Raw genomic sequence first — 1,370 nt, forward strand, 5'->3', positions numbered from 1 at the left:
TGGTCAATCTATTCTATCCCTCCTACATGCTAAATGGAAACTCTTCGATTTGCCGAAGGTAAACCTGAAGCAACTGGCTGTCTGGGGGCGCGCAAGTAATACCAGAATTAGCAAGTCCCTTAACAGTATTCTCGCAATCCAACTTTGACGTGAAGGAGGATGCCTCTAAATAGGTTAGCTGGGTTCCGGGAATTTTTTTGGTTAAAAACGGCAAGATGGGACTTAAAACATTTTCTGGGGAACTCAAGATCACATCCCGCATTTTTGATTCCCACTGGGGATAGTCTATTTGCTCGATAGGGTAGCCGAGAGAACGGATGAGATCGACTAGCTCCCCTATCTGCAAACACTGAGGATTGACTAAGTGGAAGCTTTTTCCTAGGGATTCTTTCTGCCTAGATAGATAAACAATGGCTTGACTGACATAGTCTACTGGTGTCAAATCGAATTCAATATTGAGATCGGGAGCAATGCCTTGCTCGACAAAGCTCTTTAGCAGCCTACCTAAGGTTTGCTCGGCATTAGATGCGCCAGTTTTACTGTGCCCGCTAATCGTCCCCGGTCGGTAGATACTAACCGGAATGCCGAGGGAATGTGCGGTTTTAAACAATTTTTCTGCTACCCATTTACTTTGAGCATAACCTCCATAGACTACTTCACAATCCTCCAAAGGGTCTTCTTCTCGAATGGATGGCTTGTTGAAATACCCTGTTGACTTAAAAATAGCGGGTGAAGAGATAAAATGGACGGACTTGAGTTTGATTTGACTGGCTAATCTCAAGATTTCCTGAGTTCCTCCCACGTTGGCTGCTCGCATAGCCCTGTAGGGATACGCTAAATTTAAGAAGGTAGCAGCGTGATAGATAATATCGATTTCCCGTGCTAGCTGCTCGAACTGTTGCTCGTGCAGTCCCAAAAGTGACTGGGACAAATCCCCTATGACTGGAATAATCCGGGAGTTGAAATTTTCATATTCCAGTAAATAGCGATCGAGGTTGTTGGTAATTTTATGCTTGCCTTCAGCAGTAGTCTTACAGGCACGAACCAGGCAATAAATTCTGGCTTGGGTTTGTCTGAGGAGTTCATCGAGTAAAAAAGCACCGAGAAATCCTGTTGCTCCAGTCAAGAAAATAGCATTGGGTTCGGCATAAGACCCAACGGAAGTAAAGTTCGGTTTGATGATGGGATCTAAAACTGCCTCTGAAAGCAACTCTTCCACAGTCATGCTTTCAATCCCTGCAGCTTCTTCTGAGTTGCTGAATGTCTCGATTGCTTCAGCCATGTGAGCTACTGTGGGTGCTTCTAACAAGGTGCGTAGGGGGAAATCAACTCCAAAAGTGTGTCTTACTTGGAAAAGGAGCCGAATTGCT

At 44.9% G+C, this 1,370-nt stretch carries 1 protein-coding gene; it reads right to left on the bottom strand.

Going from position 1 to position 1,370, the window contains the following annotated elements:
- Nucleotides 1–22: 22 nt before the first annotated feature.
- Nucleotides 23–1,370, bottom strand: a 1,348-nt coding sequence (locus F6K53_RS42765; protein WP_293086672.1) for a thioester reductase domain-containing protein, incomplete at its 5' end; no start/stop codon positions are given.

It is taken from the genome of Moorena sp. SIO4A1 (assembly GCF_010672065.1).
Classification (GTDB): Bacteria; Cyanobacteriota; Cyanobacteriia; order Cyanobacteriales; family Coleofasciculaceae; genus Moorena.